Origin of the sequence: Apibacter sp. B3919 (assembly GCF_026537405.1) — a bacterium.
Lineage (GTDB): Bacteria > Bacteroidota > Bacteroidia > Flavobacteriales > Weeksellaceae > Apibacter.
The window spans coordinates 83,313-102,410 of sequence record NZ_JAFNMG010000005.1 but is presented as its reverse complement, the minus strand read 5'-3'; the positions used below and the strand labels follow the sequence as shown (position 1 = coordinate 102,410).

Sequence of the window (19,098 nt, the reverse complement as noted above, 5' to 3'; positions counted from 1 at the left end):
ATAGAGTATCATTAATATATTATGATTTAAATAATAATATTAATATTAGTTAATATTTATAAATTTAATAATTATTTAGGAAAAAAATAAATTAAATTGAAGAAATATCCAGGCGAGTATTATTAGAATTGCTAAAGATTAAATTTTAAAATTTTTTTGAATTTTACTGTTTAAAAGGGACGCTAAGTCGATAAATTAGTACTTAAAGGAAAACATAAAAACAAATTATCTAGTAAATTCAATAACTTCTAAATTCTGTATAGTTTCCTGATTTACTTCAAATCTTAACATAGTCCTCACCTTATGAAATCCATAGATTCCTACAGCACCCGGATTCATATGAAGTAAATGAAGTTTTTTATCATTCATAACTTTTAAAATATGTGAATGACCGCAAATAAAAAGTTTAGGAGGATTCAATTTTATTTCTTCACGTATGATTGGTGCGTATTTACCCGGATAACCGCCAATATGGGTCATCCATACATCCACTTTTTCACAAAGAAAACGTAGATTAAGTGGGAATTCTTTACGAATTTCTGTTCCATCAATATTTCCATAGACCGCTTTAAATACAGGAACCGTTTTTTTTAAAGTTTCGGAAACCTTTATATCACCAATATCACCTGCATGCCAAACCTCGTCTGCTTGGGAAGCATATTCCAATATACGATCATCAATATAAGAGTGTGTATCGGAAAGCAATAATATTTTTCTCACTATTTTTGTAGTAAATTTACAATAAAATTGCGTTATTTCATTCAATTTTCATACGATGGTACTCAGTATTACGGGTATCAGAGACAGCCAAAACATATATCAGTACAAGAAAAATTAGAATCGGCATTAAGTCGATTACTTAGAAAAGAAATAAAAACAATAGGTGCTGGGAGAACCGATACAGGAGTTCATGCAGCTGAAATGTATGCTCATTTTGATTGGGAAGAAGAATTGCCGGATCAATTGGTTAGAAAATTAAATTCTTTATTGCCTTCGGATATTTCCATAAAAGCAATATTCCGAGTTAAAGACTCCGTACATGCACGTTTCGATGCAACGGAAAGAATTTATAAGTATAGAATTTCTACCCTGAAAAATCCTTTTAAACAGCAATTCCATGCTCAATTTCTTTTCTATCAGTTTGATGTAGATAAAATGAACAAAGCTGCAAAAGTATTATTTGAATATAAAGACTTTACCAGTTTTTCAAAACTACATTCGGATAATAAAACGAATGATTGCTATATTTACCAAGCAGAATGGAAACAATATGAAGATGAATTAGTATTCACCATTGCTGCCAATAGATTTTTGAGAAATATGGTTAGAGCAATTGCAGGAACTCTCATGGATGTTGGCAGAGGAAAAATTGATGAAAAGGAATTTAGAAACATAATTGAAAAAAAAGACCGTAAATTTGCTTCCACTTCAGCACCTGCTAAAGGTCTTACTTTAGTGAAAGTTAACTATCCTCAGGATATATATTATGAAACATAAAAAAGAAAAAAACGTAAAAGCAGGTCAAGCACTTTCTCGATTAATGGAATTGGGAAGTAAATATCCTGTATGGTTTTATTCTACAATTTTTATAGCATTGGCTTTAGCATATGTTTCCTCTTTCCGTCCGGTTGTAATTAGTCATGCAATAGATGTTGATATTATTAAAAATAAAAATTTTTCAAATTTATATCATTCCCTTTTGCTTATTTTTTTATTAATGTTGACTGAAGTTGTTTTACAATTTTTTTTAGTTTATGCTTCTAACTTTGTTGCTCAAAATGTAATTCGTAGTTTACGAATAAAGTTATACAAAAAGCTCATTTATTTTAAATCTTCTTTTTTCGATAAAACGCCTTTAGGAGTGTTAGTCACTCGCTCTGTATCCGATATCGAAACTATTTCAACTATTTATACCGATGGAATTTTAATGGTTTTAGGAGATATTCTTCGTATAATTTTTGTGGTAGTAACTATGTATTGGATTAATTGGGAATTAGCAACCATAGCATTGTTCATCTTCCCGATAATGACTATTATAACCCGAATATTTCAAAAAGCCATAAAAAAAGCTTTTTCTGAAGAAAGAAATCAAACAGCCAATCAAAACAGCTTTGTTCAAGAAAGGCTGTCAGGAATGACCATCGTTCAAGTATTTAATCAACAGAAAAAAGAATATAAAAAGTTTTTTCAAATCAATCAAAAATTAGAAAAAGCCTATCTTAAAACAGTTTTCTATTTTTCACTTTTTTTTCCTGCTGTAGATATTATTACCGGTATTGCCATTGGTGTCATGATATGGTATGCAGGTTATAATGCATTAACGGCACACAATATATCACCGGGTGTAGTTATAGCTTTTACTACTTCCTATGTGAACATGCTGGTAAGGCCCATGAGGCAAATAGCAGATCGCTTTAATACCATTCAAAGAGGTATTGTTGGAGCGGAACGAGTTTTTACCGTATTGGATTCCAATCATGAAATATCAAATAAAGGAACTGTAAAAAAAGATATCATTAAAGGAGATATCATTTTTGACCATGTGTCATTTTCATACGTAAAAGGAGAAAGTGTTCTTAAAGATCTTTCATTTACGGTTTCCGGTGGAGAAAAAGTAGCAATTGTTGGAGCTACCGGAGCAGGAAAATCAACTATTATAAATTTATTAAGCCGTTTTTATGAAATTTCGGGAGGACATATATATATAGACGGAACGGATATAAAATCGTATGAATTGCACAATTTACGGTCGCACATCGCTGTCGTATTGCAAGATGTATTTTTATTTAATGATACCATTTTAGAAAATATCACTTTTGGAAATAAAGATATAACCTTAGAAGAAGTACGCAAAGCTGCAAAAGAAATTCAAATAGATGATTTTATAATGAGCCTTCCCAATGGTTACGGCTATGAAGTTAGCGAACGGGGAGCTTCCATCTCTTTAGGTCAACGACAATTGATTTCCTTTTTACGAGCTTATTTATATAACCCTTCTATTCTGGTGTTAGATGAAGCAACTTCATCTATAGACACTAAATCAGAGGAATTAATACAAAAAGCTACCGATAAGATTACTAAAAATCGAACTTCCATTATTATTGCTCATCGTTTAGCTACCATACAGAATGCGGACAAAATTATCGTATTAGATCATGGGAAAATAGTTGAAATAGGAAACCATAATTCCTTGTTACAACGAAAAGGGTATTATAGAAAACTTTACGAAGCCCAATTTTCCCAAACTTAAAATCAATATCCATTATAAATTTTTAATATTTACCGGCTAATTATGTTTATACATTACTGTTTATTTTATTAAAAATGAATAACAATTCACCTAATAATAAATTTTATTCTTATTATATTTCTAAAATATGTGTGTATACATGTAAATAAACGTAAAAAACAATTATAAAAATTGTTAAATTTGTTGTATAAACAAAAAATATGAAAGATTTACAACAAACTATTGAAAAAGTTTGGAATGACCGTGCATTATTATCGGATAAAGAATATCAAAAAGCAATTCGAGAAGTAATCGAATTGTTAGATTCAGGAAAACTAAGAGTAGCACAGCCGTTAGAAGATGGAAAATGGCAAGTAAATGAGTGGGTTAAAAAAGCGGTAGTATTATATTTCCCTATACAAAAAATGGAAACCTATGAAGTAGGTATTTTTGAGTATCATGATAAAATTCCTTTAAAAACAGGATATGCAGAAAAAGGAGTTCGTGTAGTACCTCATGCAGTTGCAAGAAAAGGAGCATATATTTCCAGCGGTGCGATCTTAATGCCTTCTTATGTTAATATAGGTGCTTATGTAGATGAAGGTACTATGGTAGATACTTGGGCAACCGTAGGAAGTTGTGCTCAAATTGGTAAAAATGTACATTTAAGCGGAGGTGTTGGTATTGGTGGTGTTTTAGAACCTTTACAAGCGGCACCGGTTATTATTGGAAATAATTGCTTTATTGGTTCACGTTGTATTGTTGTAGAGGGTGTACATGTTGATGATGAAGCGGTTTTAGGAGCAAACGTTACCTTAACTTCTTCTACTAAAATAATTGATGTTTCAGGAAGCGAACCTAAAGAATATAGAGGATATGTGCCTCCACGTTCAGTAGTAATTCCCGGGTCTATAACTAAAAAATTCCCTGCAGGAGAATATAACGTAAATTGTGCCTTAATTATAGGAACTAGAAAAGAAAGTACAGACAAGAAAACATCGTTAAATGATGCTCTTAGAGAGCATAACGTATCTGTTTAGATATTAATCATATAGTGAAAGCGCTATTAATACAATATAACAATGTGGGAGAAGTATTACTCTCCAGTGTAATTCCTAATAATCTAAAGAAAATCTATCCGGATATTAAGATAGATTTTCTTTGTTATAAAAAATATATTGGAGTTATACAGAGAAATCCTAATATTGACCGTATAATAGCTATAGATACGGAGCATATACGTTCCGTACTTTTTGTATATAAATATATCCAGTTAGTAAGAAGTGAAAAATACGACATACTTATTGATATGTCGCAGAATTTTAACAGTATCTTGCTAACCCTATTTTCAAAAGCAAAGAAAAAATACAGTTTTTCCAATCCTTTATTGGATAAATTTTATGATAAAACCGTCTCTAAAGTAGAAGAACCAATTACTCAAACGTGTACTTTATTGGAAGATCGTTTAGTAATCTTACAAGAATTTCTAAAAGATAATCCTATACCTATCGATCCGTTAGCTAAAATATATCTAGCAGAAGATGAAATTGAGGACGCTAAAGAAAAAATGATAAATGCGGGAATACATTTTAAACGACCGGTAATTATGTTGGGTGTTTTGGGTTCAAACATACATAATACTTGGACGATGGGTAATATGGCAAAACTTATAGATTTTATATGGGCAAATTATAGAGCCGATTTATTATTTACCTATTTGCCATCGCAGTATAAACAAGTAAACGAACTGTTATCTTTACTAAATTCCAATACCAAAGTATTTGTTCAGCCGGTAGGAAAAACGATACGTGAGTATGCCGCTTTTATGCAAAATTCCACTTTATTTATTGGAAATAGCAGTAGATTTGTAATTACGGCAAAAGCCCTGCAAAAACCTACTTTCACCATTTATCCTCCTTATATTAGTAGAAAAGATATTGCTTGTTATGAAAATACTAACTTACACCAAAGTGTTCATTTACACGACTTTTCTCCCAGGCTATACGAAGACTTTTATCAAAATGAATTAAAAAATGACTCGTCTAAATTTTACTTGATGTTGTCGTATGAATTTGTAATAGTAAAAGTTAGAACGTTTTTAAAAGAGCATTTAATTACTTTTAATAAAATAAAATAATAAACAAGCCCACCCTATAATCATAAATGTTCCACCAATAGGAGTTACAGGGCCTAAAAAACGTAAATTGATATTCCAATAATCAGAAAAAGCCAATAGATAAATACTGAAAGAAAATAGAAATGTACCTATAATCATTCCCCATCCGGCCCATTTTTCCAAACCCGAGCTAAACGATAGAGAAAATCCAATAATTAAAAGAGCCAATGCATGATACATTTGATATTTAACACCCGTTTCAAAGCTTACTAATTTTTCAGCTGAAAGCATTTTTTTAAAAGCATGAGCACCGAATGCTCCTAAAATAATGGAAATTAACCCATAAAAAGCCCCTGCAACAAGAACAATATTTTTCATAATTTTAATTAACTAATTTTCTAATAAATATTTGGTTATAAAATCTTTTTCTAAACTCCAGCCTCTAGCCGGAGAATATTCCCGACCGTAAAAAATAATTTGAATGTGTAAGATATTCCATAATTCTTTAGGAAATAACCGTTTAGCATCTTTTTCTGTTTGTTCAACATTTTTTCCGTTGGTTAATTTCCATAACTTCATAAGTCTGTGAATGTGTGTATCAACAGGAAATGCCGGGTGTCCAAAACCTTGACTCATGACAACGGAAGCGGTTTTATGACCCACGCCGGGTAAGGCCTCTAATTCCTCAAAACTTTCCGGAACTTCACCGTTATATTTTTCTACCAAAATAGTAGAAAGTTTATGGATATTTTTGGATTTAGTATTTGATAAGCCAATTTCTTTTATGTATTCTTTGATTTCCCACTCAGGCAATTCAGCCATTTTAAAAGCATTGGGAGCAACTTTGTAGAGAGCAGGTGTAACTTCATTAACCTTCTTATCCGTTGTTTGAGCAGAAAGTAATACGGAAATTAATAAAGTAAATACATCCTGATAGACTAACGGAGCAATAGGGTTTGGATAGAGCTTGTTTAACTCCGTTATTATGTATTCTACTTTTTCCTTTTGTTTCATTAAAGCATATAAATTATAATCTAAAAATACTAAATTTTAAATTAGGTTGATGTTATAGAGAAATAAAATTTCTATTTGTTTTGAAAATGCAAAGAAATATATGTCTTATAAGTATTTAATAATTTATTATGTATTTGAATAAAATTAGTTGGAGAAGATTTAAATTATCGTCACATATAAAAATCGTAATTATGATTCGTTAAAAAAATTATATCCCAATAAAGAGAAAAAAAATTTAAAATAAATGTATATATCAATTATGAAAAAATTGTTATTTCATCATCCATTGCTTGGGAGTAATTCCATATTTTTTCTTAAAAGCCTCTATAAAATGACTGGGATTTTCATATCCTAAATCATAAGCGATTTCCTGCACCTGTTTAACTTTCAAGTTTAATTTTTCTTTACCGATTTCTAATTTTGTATCCAGTATAAAATGAGAAATTGATTTTCCGTATATTTTTTTAAAACCTTCTTTAATTTTATACTCACTTAAATTTGTAGATTCAGAAAGTTCTTTTAAAGTAGGTGGAGAAGCTATATTCTCCATTAAGAACTCTTTTATTTCATAAATCTTACGAATGAATTTTTCATCTTTTATAGGTAAATGGTATGAAGAAGTAGAGGAATTTGAAGAAAAATAATAAAGTAAGAATTCATGTAATTTCAATGTCAAATAATGATTTTCAAATTCTTGATCTAAGGTAAAATCTTCAAGTTGTGAAATAATTAACTTTTCTTGAATGCTTAAAGGCTTTTCATGATAAAATTTAGTGTAATTGTTTTGAATGAGTAAAGGAAGTTTATCTTTATGTTTGGAAAAAATATCTTCCAGTTTTTGAATAGCTATTACAAAAATGACCAGTTTTGATTTTTTCGATAAACTGATATTAATAGGAATATCTATTTCAGGATGAAAAAGAAGTAAGGAATTCCCTTCATTCATAACACGTAAAGATTCATTTTTAAAATGAAAAGAGGCTCTTCCTTTAGTACAAAGATAAAATTGCACAAACCGTTTACCAACAGGTTTGGAAATAGTATCAGTCAGAATAGTATAATTATCTATCTGAGCCATATAAATATCCGATCCAATTTTGTTTTCTCTAATTCTACTTTTAAAGGTATTTTTTAAATCCATTACCAAATTCTTTATCTATCAATTTAAAACCACAAAATCATGATATTTATCATGTTAATTAACTATTTAGATTAGTTCTAAAATTGTAAAAAATTACTTTTAGAGGTATTTTTTTATAAATATAGGTATTTTCTCCATACATGGACTCATAAATTTGCTTCAACAAAATATATGAAAAAGCTTCAGCCTAATAATATTAAAAACTTTTATGCAATAAGTTTGAGCTTTGTAAAGGCAGATACAGAAATTAGAGGAAAATTTAGTTTTTTTCCTGAATTTGTGGAAGAGTTTTCCAACAAAATTAACTCCCTGTCGGATACTCATATTTTCATATTATCCACATGTAACCGTACAGAATTATATTTTCAAACAGAAAACCCGGATTATGTAATTGATATATTTTGCAAGCAAATAAAAGTAGATTCTGCTGAATTTAGAAAGTATATAACCCTTTATAGAAGAGAAGAAGCCATTAAACATTTTTTAAGAGTTTCAGCCGGTTTAGAAAGTCAAATTATAGGTGATTTTGAAATCATATCTCAAATAAAAACATGGTTTAAAAGATTTAAAAAACATAGTTGCACTAATGCTTTTTTGGAAAGATTACTAAACACAGGCATTCAAATCTCAAAAAAAATTAAGTATACAACTGCAATAAGTACAGGAGTTACGTCTATGTCTTATGCAGCAGTACATTATATTTTAACTCATTTCACGCAACTATCAGATAAAAAAATTACCTTGATAGGTACAGGAAAAATTGGTAAAAACACTTGTGAAAATTTAATAAAACATATCAATAATCCTAACATAACAGTACTTAACAGAACCTTTTCTAAAGCGCAAGAAGTAGCCCAAACATTCAATCTAAAGGTGGCAAACTATGAGCAAATGCAAGAACAGGTTATTAATTCAGATATTGTTATTGTAGCAACCTGGGCATCGAAACCTATAATTACAAAAAAAGATTTACACTCTAATCAACCCATAACTTTAATTGATTTATCCATCCCTTCCAATGTTTGTTTATCTGTAAAAGAAAACAATCATATAACTTTACTAAATGTTGATGATTTGTCCCAAAAAATCAATGAAACACTGGAACTAAGAAATAAAGAAATTCCTATAGCTGAAGGTATTATAGACGAAATGATAAATGAATTTATAATTTGGTCTGAAAATAGAAAATATGCGCCGATCATTCACGCTTTCAAATCAGGTTTAGAGAGAATTAAAGAACATCAATTGAAAACATTAAAAAAAGATCAGATGGTAATTTCTGAAGAAGAAACAGAATTATCAAATCGCATAGTACAAAAAATTACCAACAGACTAGCTAACTATCTTATTACTAACCCTGAAAAAGCAGATGACACCATAAATTTATTTACGGAAATGTTTCAACTGCAAGAATATAAAGTATAAAATATTTATGAGCCCTATTCGTATTGGAACACGAAACAGCCCATTAGCAATGTGGCAAGCGTTAAAAGTGCAAAAGAAAATTAAGGAATTAGGTTTTCAAGCTGTAATTGTACCCATTACCTCACATGGAGATAAGAATCTTACACTACCTTTGTATCAAATGGATATTATTGGTGTTTTTACAAGAGATTTGGATATTGCACTTTTAAATGATAAGATAGATATTGCTGTTCATAGTCTTAAAGATGTACCCACCTTATTACCGAAAGGAATACTTTTAACAGCAGTTCTAGAAAGGGATTATGAAGCAGATGTATTAGTTAGAAATCCAAATAAAATAGACAAACTAAGTTCTTATGAAAATTTATATTTAGGAACAGGCAGTTTAAGAAGGAGAGCCTTTTGGAAAGCAAAATATCCAGAAGTAACATTTGGAAATATACGCGGAAATGTACAAACCAGATTATCAAAATTAGATTCAGAAGGTTTTGATGGGACTATTTTTTCACTTGCAGGAATAAAGAGACTGGGTTTACCTTTGGATTATGAAGTATTGGATTTTATTATTCCGGCTCCAGCACAAGGTGTAGTTGGTATTACCTCTTTGGAAAAAAACAGAGAATTAACAGAATTGGTAAGAAAAATTAATCATAAGGACACTCAAATCTGTATAGATATTGAAAGGGATTTTTTAAATAGCATTGAAGGAGGCTGTACCGCGCCCATAGGAGCTTTAGCCAAAATTAAAAATAATCAAGTATATTTTAAGGCTGGAATAGTTTCTTTAGACGGAACTAAAAAAGTACTTCTAGATGAAAGTTTTCCAATTTCAGAATCATATGAAAAAGGAAGAATACTTGCCTTAAAAGCTAAAAAAATGGGCGCTGAAGAGATAATAAACGAAATTAAAGCCTATAGAGAATAAGTAATAAAATTACTTATTCTTTAATTCTGCCATTCGTACAGCAACTACCCCGGCTTCTACCCCTTTATTTCCTAATTTTCCACCACTACGATCTAAAGACTGTTGTACATGATCATCCGTAAGTACGCAAAATACCACCGGTGTATCCATGTGTGTATTTAAATACGTAACACCATCCGTAACAGTTTTACATACATAATCAAAATGAGCCGTTTCGCCTCTTATAACGCATCCTATTACAATAACTGCATCATAAAGCTTTGTGTTACATAGTTTGGTTGCCCCGTATACTAATTCAACAGATCCGGGTACGAATATAGAATCAATATCAGATTCTTTAGCACCTAAATCAAGTAAAGTATCAACAGCTCCTTTGTGTAAGTTATAAGTAACTTCAGAATTCCAATCTGAAATAACAATACCGAAACGATAGGCTCCGGCATTGGGTAAATTTTCTTTATTATAGATAGATAAGTTTGTTGTTGCCATTATTGTTTTCCTGTTGCGTATTTAAGTCTTTCGATATATGCGTCTACTTCTCCTGAAGCATCTACATCCGGAAATTTATCTTTAATATTTTGAAAAAATTCTAAGGCTTTTTCGTTTTGGTTTAAAGACATAGCCAATATACCGGCTTTTTTACTGAATTGATAAACAGTGGCTGCATTTGAACTTTCATTAGCAGCTTTAGTCATATAATTTAGTGCTTCATCTGTGTTATTAAGTTCGGCATAAGTATCAGCAATAGCGCCATATTTAACGGCTTTTAAATCTTTGTCAGAAGTATCAAATTGGTTAAAATGGTCCAATGCATTTTGATAGTTTCCTTTTTTAAATTCGGCTATTCCGGCATATAAATGAGCAAATTTTCCTGCTTTTGTAGATCCATATTCTTCAGCGATGTCAATAAAACCGGAAACTCCGCTGGATTTTCCACCTAATGCCTGATCTGTTTTTCCTTCATCATATAAATTTTGAGCATCTACCAGTAAATCGGAAGCCTCAATATTTTTTGGAGTTACTACATAATTATCATAAATAACATATCCTAAAACTGCGATAATTACAATAGCAAAAAAAATACCTATCGGTTTTGCATACTTTTGTAAGAATTTTTCACCATCTAAGGCAGAAGTATTTAAAGAATCTAAAATTTCTTTAGTTGCGTAATTGTGCTTTCCTTTATGTTTTGACATGTGTCTGAATATGTTTTTAGTGCGCTAAAATAGGCATTTATAAATTGAAATCCAAATTTTTAATGGCCTCGCATTCTAAGTAAGTTTGGAATTTTTCCCGTGATATTTCAACGGCTCCAAGTTGTTCCAGATAAGAAGAATAAATTTGACAATCAATAATTTTGTAATGATGAGAATATTTTTGGGTAAAATAGGTAAATCCGCATTTAGAAGCATTACTGATTTTTGAAAACATACTTTCTCCGCAAAATACGGTATGTAAATCTATACCGTAAAATCCTCCCACCAAATCATGGTTTTTCCAAACCTCAACACTTTTTGCCAATCCCCTTTCATGCAAGTTACAATAAGCATGGAACATTTCTTCGGTAATCCAAGTTCCTGCTTGACCTGTTCTTTTAATGGAAGCGCATTGTTTAATTACTTCCGGAAAACATTGGTTTTCAGTAAATTCAAAATACCCCTGATTCAGTAATTTCTTAGTTGATTTAGAAATTTTTAAATTTTTTGGATAGAGTACAAATCTGGGATTCGGAGACCACCATTGTATAATTTCCTTAGGATTATACCAAGGAAAAATCCCCGATTTGTATGCCAGAAGTAATCTTTCCGGTGTTAAATCTCCACCTATGGCAAGAAGTCCGCTTTCATCAGCCAAAGAGATATCGGGAAATTCTAATTTTTGTGTTAGCCAATACATACGTATAAAAAAAGCACCTTTTTAGAGGTGCTTGAATAATTTTAAAATATATGAGTATTTTATTTAAAACGGTAAATCATCATCCTCTTCTTCTTGCATACTTTGAGCAGACGGTGCAGGAGATATATGTGCGGAAGGAGGAACCATAGGATTATCTTGTCCCATTCCGGAAGAAACAGGCATTAATTTTTCAATTCTCCAGCCGGTTATGCTGTTGAAATATTTAGTTTCACCTTGTGGATTAACCCATTCACGGCCTCTGATATTAATTGATACTCTCACATCATCTCCTACATTAAAAGAATTAATGATATCTACCCGATCTCCTAAAAGCTCTATTAATATATGCTGAGGATATTGTTCTTCCGTAGTTAACACTACTTCTCTTTTTCTGAATCCGCTATCAAATGTTTGAATATCAGATATTAATTTTATTCTTCCTGCTATTTCCATATCTACTGTTTTTAGTTTAGAATACAAAATTAAAAAATAATTTTCAGCGAAAAAAAAAGATATTACCGGGTTTTTAATAAAAAGAAAAGGATCCCAAAAGGGATCCTCGTATATTGTAAATCAAAGAAAAGTATTTTATTTTACTTTTTGATCCATTAATTGCATAAATTGATCTAGTTTAGGAAGAATTACAATTTCAGTTCTTCTGTTAACTGCTTTATTTTCAGGATTTGTGTTAGGAACTTTTGGTTGATATTCTCCGTGACCTCCGGCAAGTAATCTGGCAGGATCCACTCCAAATTTAGTTTGTAACATTTTAACAACTGAGGTTGCTCTCATGGCGCTCAAATCCCAATTATCTCTTATACAACCTGCAGCAGAATTTTTAAATTGATCATTGTCAGTATATCCCTGAACCTGAACATCATAATCTTTGTAATCATTGATAATTTTAGCCACCTTTTCCAATACATTTTCTGCAGTTGGAAGCACATCATAACTACCGGATTTATAAAGCATTTTATCTGATAATGAGATGAATACCACTCCTTTTTGAACTTGAACGTCTACATCACTGTCATTTAAATTATCTAAAGAACGTTTTAATTTATTAGATAAAGCAAGATTTAAAGAGTCATTTTTTGCACGAGCTTCTGTCAAACGTTTAATATACGCATTAGATTCATTAATTTGACTAATTAATTTGTCTATATTAACAGTTCCGGCTTTTCCGGTAGCCATACAGTCAGCTAAATTTTGTTGTAATACGTCATTTTGTTTACGTATCAAATTCATTTGTTCTTCCAAAGATTTGTTTCTCTCTTTTAAAGATGTGATCGAACGATCTTTTTCAACATTTCTTTCTAGACAAGATTCATAATTAGCTTTTGCCTGTTCAAATTCTTTTCTACTTACACAAGACATTGCTAATAAGCCAATAGAAGATAGCAATGCTAATTTAATAATTTTCATATCTTTTATATTATATATATTTTATTAAAAAATCTGTAAAAACAATCAATCAAAAGTAGATCATTAAAGGCTACTCAGGATATTTTTAATGGTAAAAATAGTAAATTAAAATTAAAAATGGTATAAATACTGATATAAAAATTGAAAACAAAGGATTCTTAAGTTGCTTTGTAAAAAATTGTACTTTTGTATTTATTAATGCTTATAATAGTATGCTATACTACAGAGATAAAGGAAAAGGTAAAGTTATAGTTTTTTTACACGGTTTCTTAGAAAATTCAAGAATGTGGAGGTTTTTTCAAAATAATTTATCCAAGAAATACAGAGTTATAGCTATTGATTTACCGGGTCATGGAAGATCTTCTAAAAAAACAAATGAAGTCAACAGAATGGAAGATATGGCCAAAAAAGTAAACAATGTTTTGGAGCATTTGAAAATAGATGATGTAATAATTATAGGCCATTCGATGGGAGGATATGTAGCATTGGCCTTTGCAGATTTATATAAGTATAAAGTTTCCGGATTGGGATTATTTTATTCTACCACATTACCGGATGATGAAATAAAAAAAGAACAAAGATTAAAAGCTGCCGAAGTAGTAGTTAAAAATCCTAAAGAATTTTTCCGTTTATCAATTCCTAATTTATTTGCTCCTGAAAATGTTCCCCTTATGCAATCAGAAATAAAAACAGCAATTTCTTGGGCTAAACATGCTTCTTTAACAGGGATATCAGCTGCTTTAAAAGGCATGAGGTTACGTAAAGACAGGACAGATGTTTTAAGGAATTTAGACAAACCCATCTTACTCATTTTGGGTAAATATGATACTGCAATTAAAAATGCCGAATTAATAAATAAATTAGAAGGTACAGAACATCTTTCTATTTTTGAGATTTCTACCGGACATATGGGAGCATTAGAAGCACCTGAAGAATGCTTAGAAATTATGGAATTCTGGTTAAATCAAAATTTTAATTGATGTCATTATTACAATTACTTATATGTAGTGTAAAATGAGTAAGAATTATTATTTGTAATTTTGTATTAGTGTAAACCTATTTATTTGTTTAATAGTATGATAAAGGTATCGCAAGAAGCAGAAAAAAAAATCATTGAATTAATGAAAGAAAGTGGTTTTGACAGTACTAAAGATTTCGTAAGAGTAGGAGTAGCAAGCGGGGGGTGTTCGGGATTGTCATATAAGCTGAATTTCGATCACAATCAAAACCCTGAAGATAAAGTCTTTGAAGATAAAGGAATTAAGATATTGGTTGATAAAAAATCCTTTCTTTATTTAGTAGGAACTACGTTAGAGTACTCCGGAGGTTTAAATGGAAAAGGTTTTGTTTTTAACAATCCCAATGCTCAAAGAACTTGTGGGTGCGGTGAAAGTTTTGCTGTTTAAAAGAATAAAAAAGTACATAAAAAAACCTTCTTTTTAAAAAGAAGGTTTTTTTATAGCTATTAATTACTTATACTTATTTCTTCATTACTTCAGCAGCCATGCTATCTAACTTTCTTACGAAATCATTAAATTTATTTAATTCTTTAGGGTTTGAAGACAATTCTTCACTTATAATTTTTCTAGTAATAATTAATTTTTGATTTTTCTTGGTAAGCTCTGTTAATTTATTAATATCTTTTGCATCGGCAGCATTAATATATTGATCAATATACGATTTATAATCTACCAAAAACTTTTGTATTTTAGCGTCTGAAAATTTAGGAATGTCTTGGTTTAAAATTTCACTTACAGTGTCTGTAGATAAGTCAATAGGTTCTTCCTTTATTATATTTGAATTGGATTCCGTTATTTGTTGATTTTCAGTTGTTTTTTGGTCGTTTTTACAAGATTGAAAAGTAATTGTATTAACAATAAATAAAGATAAAATTATTTTCTTCATATAAAAATTTATTTTCGGCTAATGTATAAAAAAATGATTCAAAAATTATAAAAAGATACTTATTAGTAGTTTTATGAAATATTTATTGTAATTTACTTTGTATTTATTTTAAAAAATTTATAATTAGTCTAATACATGCTTAATTTATAATTTTAATTTTAAATATTTATATTTTTATTAAATATTTTTTTTAATTAATATAGCTTAATAAAATACTTGATTTTATTCTATTATTAAAAATCCATCTCTAGTTTAAAATTTAAAATTCCATTATTTAAAAAATCTATCAATGTGTATTTATAATGTTTGATAAACTCAGTATTTTTGCACATAGAACCAATCTAAGTTTAATAAAGATAGCTGAGCTGTCTTCGAATCAAATCAATTGATAAAATGAGCAGAGCAAAATATACAGAAGAAGAATTACGGTTAGACCTTGAACAAAAAGATTATGAATATGGTTGGACCACGGATTTGGAATATGAAGATTTCCCTACCGGATTAAATGAAGATATAGTTCGTGAAATTTCCAAAAGAAAGAATGAACCGGAATGGATGTTGGAATGGAGATTAGACTCTTTTAAATTATGGAAAGAAATGAAGGCTCCTCATTGGGCTAATGTTACTTTTAAAGAGCCTGATTTCAATAACATAAAATATTATGCGGCACCCAAACAGAAAAAAGAATTAACGAGTTTAGAAGAAGTAGACCCGGAATTATTGAATACTTTTGACAAACTAGGCATTCCGTTAGAAGAACAAAAAAGATTAACAGGAGTAGCAGTAGATGCGGTAATAGATAGTGTTTCAGTTAAAACAACCTTCACAGAAACATTGGCTGAAAAAGGAATTATTTTTTGTTCTATTAGCGAAGCCATTCAAAATCATCCGGATTTAGTTAGAAAATATTTAGGAAAAGTAGTGCCTAAAAGCGATAATTTTTATTCTGCTTTAAATTCGGCAGTTTTTTCAGATGGTTCGTTTTGCTATATACCAAAAGGAGTGAAATGTCCGATGGAACTTTCTACCTATTTTAGAATTAATCAATCCGGAACCGGTCAATTTGAAAGAACACTTCTAATAGCCGATGAAGGAAGCTATGTTTCCTATTTGGAAGGATGTACAGCACCTCAAAGAGACGAAAATCAATTACATGCAGCCGTGGTTGAATTAATCGCACTAGACGGAGCAGAAATAAAATATTCAACCGTACAAAATTGGTATCCGGGCGATAAGGATGGTAAAGGAGGTATTTATAACTTCGTAACCAAAAGAGCTCTTTGCGAAAAAAATGCTAAAATTTCTTGGACACAAGTTGAAACGGGTTCTGCTGTAACATGGAAATATCCATCCTGTATTTTAAAAGGAGATAATTCAATTGGAGAATTTTATTCAATAGCAGTAACTAATAATTTTCAACAGGCAGATACAGGAACAAAAATGATCCATATTGGAAAAAATACACGATCAACAATTATATCAAAAGGAATTTCTGCAGGTAAATCACAAAACAGCTATCGAGGATTAGTTAAAGTTTTACCTCAAGCAGATAATGCAAGAAATTTCTCTCAATGTGATTCTTTGCTGATGGGTAATAATTGTGGAGCTCATACCTTTCCCTATATTGAAATAAAAAATAAATCTGCTCAAATGGAACATGAAGCCACAACCTCCAAAATAGGTGAAGATCAGATTTTTTATTGCAACCAGCGAGGTATTGACACTGAAACTGCAATAGCTTTAATTGTTAATGGATTTAGTAGAGAAGTACTTGATAAGCTTCCTATGGAATTTGCAGTAGAAGCAAAAAAATTACTGGAAATTTCATTAGAAGGTAGTGTTGGATAAAAGCGTTGGATAAATATATTGTTCAGTAAAAAAAAACTTTCTATACCATAGAAAGTTTTTTTTATTTGGTTATTTTTTCAACTATTTTTAAAAATTGATTTTATAAGTGCCGGTTACCGATCGATTACCTGCATTACCTTTAACGTATTGTTTAATCCATTTAATGCCTGTATTCAATAAACAAGTATTATTTATCCCTGACTTTCGACTAACAGAAATAACATTTCCATTTTTATCAAGAGTATAGGAAAAAATAATAGTTCCGGAACCATTGCAACTATGTTCGGGAACTTTTCCGCCTCTTCCCATAGTACCCGGAATGAAGCTGACTAATTTTCTTCCGTTTCCAATACCCTCGCCACCGCTTCCGTTGCCTCCTGTTTCTACTCCTTGGTTTTGACCCGGTCTTCCTCCGGTCCCTTCACCGGTTGAAAATGTTCCTGTTCCTTTACCTTTTATTAAATTTCCTAGAGCGGCATTTCCTTTGGGATTACCTCCTGTAGAACTCTTATTTCCTACACCTGCTACTGTTTTGGATTTAGTTTTATTTGGGATAGTTTTTGAGTTAATTTTAGTTACAGGTTTGGTTTTATCCTTTTTCTTAATTACCGTTTTTTTAGCAGGTTCGGGAACAATATCTTTGGTTTCGCTCTGATTGGCTAAAATAGGTTTGTTTTCTTCTTCTTGTTTTGAATTTTGGGAAGATTTATCTTCAAGATTTGTTACTGATTGTACTTCTCCACCTTCACCCGATAAAACATCTTGATCAATAGGCTCTTCATCCCCTAAACCCACTTCATCAGTACCAAAATTAGCACCCATATCATCCATATCAAAGTTTATATCAATATAAGCAGGGGGAGTCATAGTTAAAAAAACGGTTTTATAAGTTAAAATAAATGATAATATGGCGGCTGAAATTATTAGAGTAATAATACCGCTAATTAACTTCTCCTTTTTATTATCATAATACTTAATTTTATAACTATCACTCATAGCTTATTTTTCCTCTTGAGTATGCGGATTCGTCGCAATTAAAACTTTGTATTTATTTCTATTGGCAATATCCATTAAAAAAACAACATCTTTGTGTAAAGCCTCTTCATCTGCTGCAATAACAAAAGTAGGAGATGGATTGGCTTTAAATATCGTTTTTAAGGTGGGCTCGATTTCGTTTTTAGCTATTAATTTTTTATTTAAAAAATATTTTCCATCCATAGAAACCCCTATATAAACTCTTTCAGCAGGCATTTCCTGACCTTTGGCAGTTGGCAATTTTATATTTAAAGCAGACTGATTTGCAGATGCAGTAAGCATAAAAAATGTAAGCAATAAAAATATTACATCTGTTATGGATGCCATGCTGAATTCCGGAGTAACTCTATTTCTACTTCGTAATTTCATAAATTAATGAGTAACAGGTTTGTTTAATATATCCAGAAAATCAATAGCGGTAAGCTGTAATGCATGTACACTTCTATCAATACGAATAACCAAAATGTTATAGAATAAATACGCCAATAAACCAACAATTAATCCCGCAGCAGTATTTGCCATGGCAGAATAAATACCACCGGCTAACATTTGAGCGCTGGCTTGATCTTGTGCGCTGGTAGCAAAGAAAGCAATGATCATTCCGATTACCGTACCCAAAAAACCTAGCATGGGAGCGGCTCCTGAAATAGTACCTAAAACACCTACATTTTTTTCCAATTCAAAGATTTCCAACTGAGCTGTGTTCTCTATAGCATCACTAATATCCCGAGTAGGTTTACCAATTCTCATTAATCCTTTATAAAGCATTCTTCCTTCAGGGGTATGAGTTCTTTTGCATAAATCTAAGGCTGCGTTGATATTACCCTGATGAATAAGATCTTTAATATCATTAAGAATGGAAGAATTTTTATTGGAAAACTTTTTTAAGGTTAGAAAACGTTCAAAGAAAATATAAAGAGAAAGCATGAAAAGCAAGAAAAGGCAGATCATTACAAATATACCTATAGGCCCCCCATGTGTAAACATTTCTAAAAGGGAAAATTGTTTTTCATTAATTTCTCCACTTTGTGCAAGTATTTTTTCTGCGGTCTTTAAAGAATCATTCATATAAATCCTTTTTTGTATAAAAGTTTTTTAAATTATTTGTGCAAAGGTAGGAATTATTGTTAGTCTTTTCT

22 protein-coding genes are annotated in these 19,098 nt (G+C 30.6%); 9 read left to right on the top strand and 13 right to left on the bottom strand.

Features of this window, described 5'->3' with window-relative positions; translation table 11 throughout:
• Positions 1–225: 225 nt before the first annotated feature.
• Positions 226–720: a metallophosphoesterase family protein gene (locus J3U20_RS08930; protein WP_160542936.1), complete on the bottom strand. Its 495-nt coding sequence runs from the start codon at positions 718–720 to the stop codon at positions 226–228.
• A gap of 27 nt (positions 721–747) precedes the next feature.
• Here J3U20_RS08930 and truA point away from each other — a divergent pair, with 27 nt between their 5' ends.
• From truA to J3U20_RS08910, 4 genes are all read left to right on the top strand, one after another.
• Positions 748–1,497 carry a tRNA pseudouridine(38-40) synthase TruA gene (truA, locus tag J3U20_RS08925; protein WP_160542935.1) on the top strand — a complete coding sequence of 250 codons (750 nt, stop codon included), beginning with the start codon at positions 748–750 and terminating at the stop codon, positions 1,495–1,497.
• Positions 1,487–3,250, top strand: a complete 1,764-nt coding sequence (locus J3U20_RS08920) for an ABC transporter ATP-binding protein (RefSeq protein WP_185149853.1) — start codon at positions 1,487–1,489, stop codon at positions 3,248–3,250. Before truA ends, J3U20_RS08920 begins: the two co-directional genes overlap by 11 nt.
• A gap of 200 nt (positions 3,251–3,450) precedes the next feature.
• Positions 3,451–4,269, top strand: coding sequence for a 2,3,4,5-tetrahydropyridine-2,6-dicarboxylate N-succinyltransferase (locus J3U20_RS08915; protein WP_160542934.1), 819 nt, complete (start codon positions 3,451–3,453; stop codon positions 4,267–4,269).
• A gap of 14 nt (positions 4,270–4,283) precedes the next feature.
• A complete protein-coding gene (locus J3U20_RS08910; RefSeq protein WP_160542933.1) occupies positions 4,284–5,366 on the top strand; it encodes a glycosyltransferase family 9 protein in 1,083 nt (360 codons plus the stop codon).
• Here the strand turns inward: J3U20_RS08910 and J3U20_RS08905 are convergent.
• The 3 genes from J3U20_RS08905 to J3U20_RS08895 form a co-directional block, all read right to left on the bottom strand.
• The gene (locus tag J3U20_RS08905; protein WP_160542932.1) at positions 5,340–5,723 is read right to left on the bottom strand and encodes a DUF423 domain-containing protein; all 384 of its coding nucleotides are present in this window, start codon (positions 5,721–5,723) and stop codon (positions 5,340–5,342) included. The two genes, J3U20_RS08910 and J3U20_RS08905, sit on opposite strands and share 27 nt — an antisense overlap.
• Positions 5,724–5,735: 12 nt before the next feature.
• Positions 5,736–6,359, bottom strand: a complete 624-nt coding sequence (gene nth / locus J3U20_RS08900) for an endonuclease III (RefSeq protein WP_160542931.1) — start codon at positions 6,357–6,359, stop codon at positions 5,736–5,738.
• Between the two features lie 271 nt (positions 6,360–6,630).
• Positions 6,631–7,500 carry a helix-turn-helix domain-containing protein gene (locus J3U20_RS08895; protein WP_160542930.1) on the bottom strand — a complete coding sequence of 290 codons (870 nt, stop codon included), beginning with the start codon at positions 7,498–7,500 and terminating at the stop codon, positions 6,631–6,633.
• 171 nt (positions 7,501–7,671) lie between these two features.
• Here J3U20_RS08895 and hemA point away from each other — a divergent pair, with 171 nt between their 5' ends.
• Together hemA and hemC are read left to right on the top strand one after the other, a co-directional pair.
• A complete protein-coding gene (hemA, locus tag J3U20_RS08890; protein WP_160542929.1) occupies positions 7,672–8,925 on the top strand; it encodes a glutamyl-tRNA reductase in 1,254 nt (417 codons plus the stop codon).
• A 7-nt stretch (positions 8,926–8,932) separates the two neighbouring features.
• On the top strand, positions 8,933–9,850 hold the full coding sequence (gene hemC, locus J3U20_RS08885) for a hydroxymethylbilane synthase (protein WP_160542928.1): 918 nt from the start codon (positions 8,933–8,935) through the stop codon (positions 9,848–9,850).
• Positions 9,851–9,859: 9 nt separating this feature from the next.
• Here the strand turns inward: hemC and ribH are convergent, their stop codons facing one another.
• The 5 genes from ribH to J3U20_RS08860 all read right to left on the bottom strand — a co-directional run bounded on the left by ribH (position 9,860) and on the right by J3U20_RS08860 (position 13,171).
• Positions 9,860–10,339, bottom strand: a complete 480-nt coding sequence (gene ribH, locus J3U20_RS08880; protein WP_105296489.1) for a 6,7-dimethyl-8-ribityllumazine synthase — start codon at positions 10,337–10,339, stop codon at positions 9,860–9,862.
• Positions 10,339–11,046, bottom strand: a complete 708-nt coding sequence (locus J3U20_RS08875; protein ID WP_105296490.1) for a tetratricopeptide repeat protein — start codon at positions 11,044–11,046, stop codon at positions 10,339–10,341. Before J3U20_RS08875 ends, ribH begins: the two co-directional genes overlap by 1 nt.
• 37 nt (positions 11,047–11,083) lie before the next feature.
• On the bottom strand, positions 11,084–11,746 hold the full coding sequence (gene aat, locus J3U20_RS08870) for a leucyl/phenylalanyl-tRNA--protein transferase (RefSeq protein WP_160542927.1): 663 nt from the start codon (positions 11,744–11,746) through the stop codon (positions 11,084–11,086).
• 63 nt (positions 11,747–11,809) lie between these two features.
• Entirely contained in the window at positions 11,810–12,199 is a 390-nt protein-coding gene (locus J3U20_RS08865; protein ID WP_160542926.1) for a DUF3127 domain-containing protein, read from the bottom strand.
• A gap of 135 nt (positions 12,200–12,334) precedes the next feature.
• Positions 12,335–13,171, bottom strand: coding sequence for an OmpA/MotB family protein (locus J3U20_RS08860; RefSeq protein ID WP_160542925.1), 837 nt, complete (start codon positions 13,169–13,171; stop codon positions 12,335–12,337).
• Between the two features lie 212 nt (positions 13,172–13,383).
• Between J3U20_RS08860 and J3U20_RS08855 the strand changes: the two genes are divergently transcribed.
• Both J3U20_RS08855 and J3U20_RS08850 read left to right on the top strand, forming a co-directional pair.
• On the top strand, positions 13,384–14,151 hold the full coding sequence (locus J3U20_RS08855) for an alpha/beta fold hydrolase (protein WP_160542924.1): 768 nt from the start codon (positions 13,384–13,386) through the stop codon (positions 14,149–14,151).
• 96 nt (positions 14,152–14,247) lie between these two features.
• Entirely contained in the window at positions 14,248–14,577 is a 330-nt protein-coding gene (locus J3U20_RS08850) for a HesB/IscA family protein (protein ID WP_105296495.1), read from the top strand.
• Between the two features lie 73 nt (positions 14,578–14,650).
• Here J3U20_RS08850 and J3U20_RS08845 read toward each other — a convergent pair whose 3' ends face one another.
• Positions 14,651–15,076: a hypothetical protein gene (locus J3U20_RS08845; protein WP_160542923.1), complete on the bottom strand. Its 426-nt coding sequence runs from the start codon at positions 15,074–15,076 to the stop codon at positions 14,651–14,653.
• A gap of 393 nt (positions 15,077–15,469) precedes the next feature.
• Here J3U20_RS08845 and sufB point away from each other — a divergent pair, with 393 nt between their 5' ends.
• On the top strand, positions 15,470–16,924 hold the full coding sequence (gene sufB, locus J3U20_RS08840) for a Fe-S cluster assembly protein SufB (protein ID WP_160542922.1): 1,455 nt from the start codon (positions 15,470–15,472) through the stop codon (positions 16,922–16,924).
• A gap of 87 nt (positions 16,925–17,011) precedes the next feature.
• Here sufB and J3U20_RS08835 read toward each other — a convergent pair whose 3' ends face one another.
• The 3 genes from J3U20_RS08835 to J3U20_RS08825 are packed head-to-tail and all read right to left on the bottom strand — an operon-like array spanning position 17,012 to position 19,027.
• Positions 17,012–17,920 carry a ferric siderophore ABC transporter substrate-binding protein gene (locus tag J3U20_RS08835; RefSeq protein WP_160542921.1) on the bottom strand — a complete coding sequence of 303 codons (909 nt, stop codon included), beginning with the start codon at positions 17,918–17,920 and terminating at the stop codon, positions 17,012–17,014.
• A gap of 3 nt (positions 17,921–17,923) precedes the next feature.
• Complete coding sequence (locus J3U20_RS08830) at positions 17,924–18,328, bottom strand: ExbD/TolR family protein (protein WP_160542920.1); 405 nt, start codon at positions 18,326–18,328, stop codon at positions 17,924–17,926.
• Between the two features lie 3 nt (positions 18,329–18,331).
• Entirely contained in the window at positions 18,332–19,027 is a 696-nt protein-coding gene (locus tag J3U20_RS08825) for a MotA/TolQ/ExbB proton channel family protein (RefSeq protein WP_160542919.1), read from the bottom strand.
• Positions 19,028–19,098 lie beyond the last annotated feature (71 nt).

Excerpts from the sequence above, each read along its gene's own strand:
- J3U20_RS08920 (WP_185149853.1), top strand. The coding sequence starts at position 1,487 with ATGAAACATAAAAAAGAAAAAAACGTAAAAGCAGGTCAAGCACTTTCT.
- J3U20_RS08915 (WP_160542934.1), top strand. The coding sequence starts at position 3,451 with ATGAAAGATTTACAACAAACTATTGAAAAAGTTTGGAATGACCGTGCA.
- J3U20_RS08905 (WP_160542932.1), bottom strand. The coding sequence starts at position 5,723 with ATGAAAAATATTGTTCTTGTTGCAGGGGCTTTTTATGGGTTAATTTCC.
- nth (WP_160542931.1), bottom strand. The coding sequence starts at position 6,359 with ATGAAACAAAAGGAAAAAGTAGAATACATAATAACGGAGTTAAACAAG.
- J3U20_RS08895 (WP_160542930.1), bottom strand. The coding sequence starts at position 7,500 with ATGGATTTAAAAAATACCTTTAAAAGTAGAATTAGAGAAAACAAAATT.
- hemA (WP_160542929.1), top strand. The coding sequence starts at position 7,672 with ATGAAAAAGCTTCAGCCTAATAATATTAAAAACTTTTATGCAATAAGT.
- hemC (WP_160542928.1), top strand. The coding sequence starts at position 8,933 with ATGAGCCCTATTCGTATTGGAACACGAAACAGCCCATTAGCAATGTGG.
- ribH (WP_105296489.1), bottom strand. The coding sequence starts at position 10,339 with ATGGCAACAACAAACTTATCTATCTATAATAAAGAAAATTTACCCAAT.
- J3U20_RS08875 (WP_105296490.1), bottom strand. The coding sequence starts at position 11,046 with ATGTCAAAACATAAAGGAAAGCACAATTACGCAACTAAAGAAATTTTA.
- aat (WP_160542927.1), bottom strand. The coding sequence starts at position 11,746 with ATGTATTGGCTAACACAAAAATTAGAATTTCCCGATATCTCTTTGGCT.
- J3U20_RS08865 (WP_160542926.1), bottom strand. The coding sequence starts at position 12,199 with ATGGAAATAGCAGGAAGAATAAAATTAATATCTGATATTCAAACATTT.
- J3U20_RS08860 (WP_160542925.1), bottom strand. The coding sequence starts at position 13,171 with ATGAAAATTATTAAATTAGCATTGCTATCTTCTATTGGCTTATTAGCA.
- J3U20_RS08855 (WP_160542924.1), top strand. The coding sequence starts at position 13,384 with ATGCTATACTACAGAGATAAAGGAAAAGGTAAAGTTATAGTTTTTTTA.
- J3U20_RS08850 (WP_105296495.1), top strand. The coding sequence starts at position 14,248 with ATGATAAAGGTATCGCAAGAAGCAGAAAAAAAAATCATTGAATTAATG.
- J3U20_RS08845 (WP_160542923.1), bottom strand. The coding sequence starts at position 15,076 with ATGAAGAAAATAATTTTATCTTTATTTATTGTTAATACAATTACTTTT.
- sufB (WP_160542922.1), top strand. The coding sequence starts at position 15,470 with ATGAGCAGAGCAAAATATACAGAAGAAGAATTACGGTTAGACCTTGAA.
- J3U20_RS08835 (WP_160542921.1), bottom strand. The coding sequence starts at position 17,920 with ATGAGTGATAGTTATAAAATTAAGTATTATGATAATAAAAAGGAGAAG.
- J3U20_RS08830 (WP_160542920.1), bottom strand. The coding sequence starts at position 18,328 with ATGAAATTACGAAGTAGAAATAGAGTTACTCCGGAATTCAGCATGGCA.
- J3U20_RS08825 (WP_160542919.1), bottom strand. The coding sequence starts at position 19,027 with ATGAATGATTCTTTAAAGACCGCAGAAAAAATACTTGCACAAAGTGGA.